7 protein-coding genes are annotated in these 6,526 nt (G+C 75.6%); 2 read left to right on the top strand and 5 right to left on the bottom strand.

Annotated elements, in window-relative coordinates:
• Positions 1 to 77 precede the first annotated feature (77 nt).
• Positions 78 to 1,853, bottom strand: coding sequence for a sulfatase (locus ACFU74_RS30095; protein ID WP_380762364.1), 1,776 nt, complete (start codon positions 1,851 to 1,853; stop codon positions 78 to 80).
• Complete coding sequence (locus tag ACFU74_RS30100; RefSeq protein ID WP_380762366.1) at positions 1,850 to 2,452, bottom strand: PadR family transcriptional regulator; 603 nt, start codon at positions 2,450 to 2,452, stop codon at positions 1,850 to 1,852. The genes ACFU74_RS30095 and ACFU74_RS30100 overlap by 4 nt, the downstream gene beginning before the upstream one ends.
• A gap of 86 nt (positions 2,453 to 2,538) precedes the next feature.
• Between ACFU74_RS30100 and ACFU74_RS30105 the strand changes: the two genes are divergently transcribed.
• Entirely contained in the window at positions 2,539 to 3,510 is a 972-nt protein-coding gene (locus ACFU74_RS30105) for a formylglycine-generating enzyme family protein (RefSeq protein ID WP_380762368.1), read from the top strand.
• A 317-nt stretch (positions 3,511 to 3,827) separates the two neighbouring features.
• Positions 3,828 to 4,133 carry a hypothetical protein gene (locus ACFU74_RS30110; protein WP_380762370.1) on the top strand — a complete coding sequence of 102 codons (306 nt, stop codon included), beginning with the start codon at positions 3,828 to 3,830 and terminating at the stop codon, positions 4,131 to 4,133.
• Between the two features lie 68 nt (positions 4,134 to 4,201).
• On the opposite strand, the gene ACFU74_RS30115 is transcribed toward ACFU74_RS30110, so the two are convergent.
• The 3 genes from ACFU74_RS30115 to ACFU74_RS30125 all read right to left on the bottom strand — a co-directional run.
• Positions 4,202 to 5,110: a DUF2797 domain-containing protein gene (locus ACFU74_RS30115; protein ID WP_380762372.1), complete on the bottom strand. Its 909-nt coding sequence runs from the start codon at positions 5,108 to 5,110 to the stop codon at positions 4,202 to 4,204.
• Between the two features lie 483 nt (positions 5,111 to 5,593).
• A complete protein-coding gene (locus ACFU74_RS30120) occupies positions 5,594 to 6,181 on the bottom strand; it encodes a rhodanese-like domain-containing protein (RefSeq protein WP_380762374.1) in 588 nt (195 codons plus the stop codon).
• Positions 6,182 to 6,236: 55 nt separating this feature from the next.
• On the bottom strand, positions 6,237 to 6,526 hold a 290-nt coding region (locus ACFU74_RS30125; RefSeq protein WP_380762376.1), incomplete at its 5' end, for a TSUP family transporter.

The following is a 6,526-nucleotide window of genomic DNA, read 5'->3' on the forward strand; positions in this document are numbered from 1 at the left end:
GTTCCTGCGCAGTTCGCTGGGCTGAGAGCCCGGAGCGCGGCGCCCCTCCCCCCGCCGGGGAGGGGCGCCGTGCGCCGCTACGCGTCGGCCGGCAGGGCGGCCAGGGTGCCGGCCAGGGCGCGCAGGTCCGCCGGGCGGACGGACGGGCCCATGGCGGCGAGCCGGAACGGCGAGAGCCCGCCGAGCATCGCCCGGAGGCCGGGGTTGGCCAGCATCGGCAGCCGCGCCAGGACCGCCTCGCGCGCGCCCTCGTCCGCCAGCAGCGTGCGCAGCGGGGTGTGCACCGAGCGCGGGCCGTCGGCGAAGTCGCCCGCCTCCGGCAGCGGCTCACCGGCGGCGAGCGCCTGCGGCCGCTGGGCGCGCGCCAGCAGGTGCTCGGCGGTGACCGGCCCCTCGGCGGGCAGGCCGAGCCGTTCGAACTGGTCGGCGGGCGCGTCGCCCTCGCGCAGCGCCTCGGTGAGCAGCGTGGCCATCCGCAGCTCCAGTTCGTCGTCGACCAGCGGGTTCTCCTGCTCCGGGTCGCTCCCCAGGTCGAACAGCAGGGTCCCGAACGCGTACGGGTTGCCCCAGGAGGCGGCCGGCATCCGCAGCACGGGCACGCCCTTGGTGAAGGGCAGCGGACCGGCCAGGGTGGCGCCGGCCAGTTCCTGCGGGGTGAAGTGGCCGCGCATGTGGGTGGGCATCAGGGTGTGCTCGAACAGCGGCCGGTTGGACGGGTCCTTGCAGGCGCGCATGTAGACGTGGCGGCCGTCGGTGATGCTGACGTGCCCGCCGAAGACGCCGAACAGGCCGTGCGGGCGGACCGGGGCGTCGGAGGCGACCGCGTCGACGAGCGGTCGGCCCTGCATGTCGGGGGTGCGCGGGACGTCGAAGTACTCCAGCAGGGTCGGCCCGAGGTCGATGGTCTGGACGAGGGAGGCGCGCCGTCCGGTGGCCCGGCTGCGCGGGTCCCAGACGAACAGCGGGGTGTGGATGTTCTCGTCGTACCAGGGCTGGATGTTCTTGCCCCACCAGCCGCGCTCGCCGAGCAGCAGGCCGTGGTCGGTGCAGACGATCAGCAGGGTGTCGTCCCACAGGCCGTGCTCGTCGAAGGCGTCCAGGACCCGGCCGAGCGAGTCGTCGCACATGGTGAGCAGCGCGGCGTACTCGTTGCGGGCGTGCTCGACGGCCTCCGGGCTCTCGGTGACGCGCTTGTAGTCGGGCCAGTCGAAGTGCGGGCCGTCCCAGTCGTGCGGGTAGTGCTTCTTGTGCTCGGCGTAGGAGTAGAACGGCTCGTGCGGGTCGAAGCACTCGATCTGCAGGAACCAGCGGTCCTGCTCGCGGTTGGTGGCGATGAACTCCAGGCCGGCGTCGAAGGTGCGGGTCTGCGGGTGGTCGGCGACGTCGGCCAGGTACTGGCGGTTGACCCAGTCCTGGCGCCAGGCCGGGCCGTCGCGCCAGGAGAGCGTCCCGGGGATGTCCGGGTCGGCGACGTGGCCCTTCCACTTGTCGCCCTCCTGGCCGCGGAAGAACTCGTAGCTGTCGTAGCGGTTGTGGTAGGTGGCGCCGCCGTCCTCCCAGTAGTGCTGGTGGTCGGTGACCAGGTGGGTGTAGACGCCCGCCTTGCCCAGCAGGTCGGGGACGGAGTCGTCGAAGGGCTCCAGCGGGCCCCAGGAGCGGTGCAGGAAGTTGTAGCGGCCGGTGTGCATCTCGCGGCGGGCCGGCATGCAGGGCATGGAGCCGCCGTAGCAGTTGTCGAAGGTCGCGGCGCGGGCGGCCAGGCGGGCGAAGTTCGGCGCGACGGTCCAGTCGCAGCCGTAGGGGGGCAGGAACCGGCGGTTGAGGCTGTCGAACATGACCATGACGGCTTTCACCGGGGCGTCTCCTCGGGGCTGGTGGTGCTGGTGGTGGGGATGGTTCCGTCCGCGAGCAGTCGGCGGACCCGCTCCAGCCAGTCGATCCAGGTGTCGACGGCGCGGGTGCCGTACTCGTGGGTGAGCTCGCGGATCATCCGCAGCCGCCGGACGTCCGCCTCCGGGGTGCCCTCGGCGAAGGACAGCGAGCGGTCGCGGGGGCGCATGAGCGCCACCTGGCGGCGGCGGTAGTCGAGCTCGGTGTCGATCAGCGGGATCAGCTGCTCCGGTGCGAGCTGGGCGGAGAAGTAGAACCGGGCCATGAAGTCCGGGTCCTGGAAGCGGCTGGCCGGTTCGAAGGGCGAGCGGGCCTCCCGGATCAGCTCGGCCCGGCCGGCGTCGGTCAGCCGGTAGACCTTGGCGTCCGGGCGGCCGTCGCGCGGGTCGGTCTCGTAGACCACCCAGCCCTGGTCGGCCATCCGCTTGAGCAACCGGTAGATCTGGCTCGGGTGCGCGTGGGAGCGGACGAACTGCCCCTCCCCCGCCAGCCACTGCTTGAGGTCCCAGCCGCTGCGCGGGTGGATGGCCAGCAGGCCCAGCAGGACGTGGTCGAACTTCACCGGTGCCCTCTCCCCGGCTCTCACCGGTTCCTCGGATCTCGCTAGGTGCATTCTCACCTAGGTGCAAAGTGCTATAGCTTGGGCCCATGAGTCAACCCCCCGCCGCGCGCGCCTGCTGCACGCCGTCGGCCCCGGCCGGCCCCGGACCCGTCCCGCTGCCCCCGCCGCCGACCGCGCCGCAGCCGCCCGCGCACCCCGAAGTGGCGCTGCCCGGCGGGGTGTTCGCGATGGGGGACGCCTTCGGGGAGGGCTACCCGGCGGACGGCGAGACGCCCGTGCACGAGGTGGAGCTGGCGCCCTTCACCATCGACACCGAACCGGTGACCACCGCCCGGTTCGCCGCCTTCGTCGAGGCCACCGGCCACCGCACCGACGCCGAGCGGGCCGGCTCCTCCGCCGTCTTCCACCTGTTCGCCCTCGCCGGCCCCGCCGACGTGCTGGGCCGCTCCCCCGCCGCGCCCTGGTGGGTCGAGGTGCGCGGCGCCGACTGGCGCCACCCCTTCGGGCCGCTCGGCGACGCCGAGGACCTCCGGGACCACCCCGTGGTGCACGTCAGCCACCGGGACGCGCTCGCCTACTGCCACTGGGCCGGGCGCCGACTTCCCACCGAGGCCGAGTGGGAGTACGCCGCACGCGGCCCGCTGGCCGGCCGCCGCTACGCCTGGGGCGACGAGCTGCGCCCGGACGGCGCGCACCGCTGCCGGATCTGGCAGGGCCGCTTCCCCGACCTGCCGACCGGCGAGGACGGCTGGTACGCGACCGCGCCGGTCGGCCACTACCCGCCGAACGGCTTCGGGCTGGTGGACGTGGCCGGGAACGTCTGGGAGTGGTGCGCCGACCGGTTCGACCCCGCGTACTACGCCCGCTCGCCGCGCTTCGACCCGCGCGGGCCGGGCGAGGAGGAGGCGGCGGGGGCCGGGCACGGACGGCGGGTGCTGCGGGGCGGCTCGTACCTGTGCCACGACTCCTACTGCAACCGCTACCGGGTGGCCGCGCGCACCGGCAACACGCCCGACTCCACCAGCGGCAACTGCGGCTTCCGCACGGTGGCACGCTGAGCTGCGGGTCGGCGCGGCGGACCGGGGCATCCTCGAACGCCCGTGTGCGGCGCGCGGGTTCGGCACGCACGCCCCGTTCTTCGACTGTTCGTCAGGATCGGTGCTGACTCCCCGGATTTCGCGCTACCGTGGTCCCCGCCGAAAAGGAGTGTGCATATGCCCGAGGTCAAGGCCTGCTCCGGATGCGGCGGGTCCGGGGGGACCCAGAAGACCGAAGCCACAGTCGAACGGGACGAGGAAGGAAGCATGGTGCCCAAGATCCACGTCTACTGGTCGCCCTGCGGTCGGTGCCACGGGTCAGGGACGGTGATCGTCGGATGAGGTTGGTCTTCGAGTGCGTCGAGTGCGGCAGCCACTACCTGCCGCCGGAGGCGATGGCGTATCCCGACGGGCCCGCCTCGCCGCTCTGGTGCGCCCGGTGCCAGGTCGCGAAGCGCGCGGCGGGCGTCCGCGAGGACCCGCTGCTGGCGCGGATCGCGCTGGCGACCGCCCGGACGCACGAGCTGCGCGGGCACGGCGCGGAGGAGCCGGCGGACGGCCGGCGGGACGTCCGCCCGTCGCGCCCGCCGGTGTCACGGCGGGCCCGCTCCGGGCCGGGCGCTCTGCGCGGCAGGCTGGCCTAGGCCGGCGAGCCGGCCCAGGACGCCGGTACTCCGCCGGGAGAACCGGCCGGGGCCGGCGGCCCACCGGGTCAGAACAGCGCCTCCTGGGTGTCCGGTTCGGCCGGGCGGACCCGCTCGCTCAGCGCCAGCCCCGAGGACGGCCGCCCGCCCGCCGGGGTGAGCGTCCAGCCGGTCAGCAGCCGGGTGTCCAGGAGCAGCGGCGCACCGCCGTCCGACTGGTCGAGCAGCAGGTGCCGGCCGATCGGCGAGCGCAGCCGCCCGGCCAGCACCGCGCCGTCCGCCAGCCCGTCGACCGCCCGGTAGACGGGCGGCGCGCCACCGGCCAGCCCGAAGACCTCGACGTGGTCCGTGACCGGGTGGTCCGCCAGCAGCTCCACGCCGTGCCCGCGCAGCAGCTCGTGCGCCCGGACCCGGGCGTCGGTGAGCAGCGCGCGGCGGTGGCCGGCGTCGCCGTGCTCCCACCAGTGGTCCACCTTCACCCGGCTCTTGAACCGCTCCCGGGCCAACCCGGACGCGGCGACGGTCAGTTCGGCGCGGCGGACGGCGGGCAGCGCGCCCCGGGCGGCGAACGTCCAGGCGAGCGCCCCCTGTTCGAGCAGCCGGCTGGTGCCGCGCCGCTCGGCGGTCAGCCCGACCTTGAGCAGCCCCTCGCCGAACCAGGCGAGGTAGAGCCGGTAGGTGCGGCCGTCGTCGAGGATCTGGTCGCGGGCCAGCGCCAGCCCGCGGTCCACGCTCTGGCAGGACGCGCACTGCACGGCGGCACCGTCCGGCGCGATCACGGCGTGGTGCGGGCAGGGCGTGCGCGCGTCCCGGCCCTCCAGCAACGCCCCGATGCACCGCCGGGGCCCGCCCAGCAGCCAGCCGACCTCCGCGCCCGGCACCGCCTCCCGCTCGTGCACCCGCCGCCCGTGCACCGCGCTCAGCACGGCCCGCCCGTCCCGCCACCCCAACCCGGTGGACACCCACCCGTCCGCCACGCTCACCGCCACCTCACCACGCCGCACCGTCCGAGCCCCCGAGGCTACCGCCGACCACCGACACCGGGGGCACTGCCGGGTCGCCGTCCCACGGGAGCGGCCGGCGCCCCGGCGACCCGGGCCCGGTCCTCCGGCACGACGGTCCGCCGGCAGGAGAGGACGGGCGACTCCGGCTTCGCGCCTGCCGCGCCCAGCCCGGGCAGCAGGCATGAGCGCGAGGGCAACGACCCGGCGCCTTCCGGGCGGTCGCGAAGGGCCCTCCGGTCCCTCGGGCCGATGGCGGCCGATGCGATCACGGTGGTCGGGTCGCCTCCCGGCGGGGTGCGGGCGGCCGGGGCCGGAGGCACTGCCGGTCGGCGGTGAAGCGGGCGAGCCTCCTCGCAGCGCCCACCGGCGGAGGCCCCGTGACCGGCACGGCTCCGCCGCCGGGGGCAGCCGGTGGGGCTGCCGCCTCGGCGGCGGGGCGGGTGGGGTCAGCGGGGGTCAGCGGGGGTCGGTGAGGGCGGCGAGGGTGGTGGCGAGGTCCGGGGTCTGCCCGGGGCGGGGGCGGTTGTGCGGGAGGCGGGAGAGCAGGTTGCCCATCGCGCAGGTGTTGGTGACCGCCGAGAAGACCAGGCCCGCACCGACCGCCGCCGAGACCCAGCGGGTGCCGGGCAGGGCGAGGTCGACGAGCAGGCCGGCCAGGACCAGGCCGCCGGCCGTGAAGCGGACCTGCCGGTCCATCGCCCACGGCGCCCGCGCCGGGGCGCCCTCGGGCCGCTGCACCTCGTGGCCGGCGGCGGCCCAGGCGCTGGTGCCGCCGACCAGGGTGGCGGCGGGGATGCCGGCCGCTGCCAGCGACTCGCAGGCCTTGCCCGAGCGGTTGCCGGAGGCGCAGACGATGAGGAGTTCGCCGCGAGCGGCGGCGGTGCGCAGCGCGGGGAGGGCCTGGTCGAGCTTGTCGAGCGGGATGTTCAGGGCGCCGGGGACGTGGCCGGCGGCGTACTCGCCCGGGGTGCGGACGTCGACGACGGTGAGGGCGGCGAGGCGGGGGTGGGCCTGGGCGGGGGTGATTTCGGTGAGCGTGGCCATGGGGGCTCCTTACGAGTGCGGTGGAAGGGGAGAAGGGGACAAGGGGTCTTCGGGGTCAGATCAGGGCGTCCACGCCCATCACCGCGGCGACGGCGAGCAGCAGGACGGCGAAGGTCCGCTGGAGGACGGCCCCGGAGAGGCGGGCGGCGAGCCGCTTGCCGTCCCAGGCGCCGAGCACGGCGGCGGCGGTGAACGGGGCGATCACCGCCCAGTCCAGTCCGGCCGCGCCGCCGCCCCGGGTGACCAGGGAGGCGGAGGCGTTGACGGCGATCACCGGGAGGCTGGTGCCGATGGCGGCCTCCATGGTCAGCCCGACCGCGCCGACCAGGGCGGGGACGGCGAGGA

The organism is Kitasatospora sp. NPDC057500 (assembly GCF_042802195.1).
Classification (GTDB): domain Bacteria; phylum Actinomycetota; class Actinomycetes; order Streptomycetales; family Streptomycetaceae; genus Kitasatospora.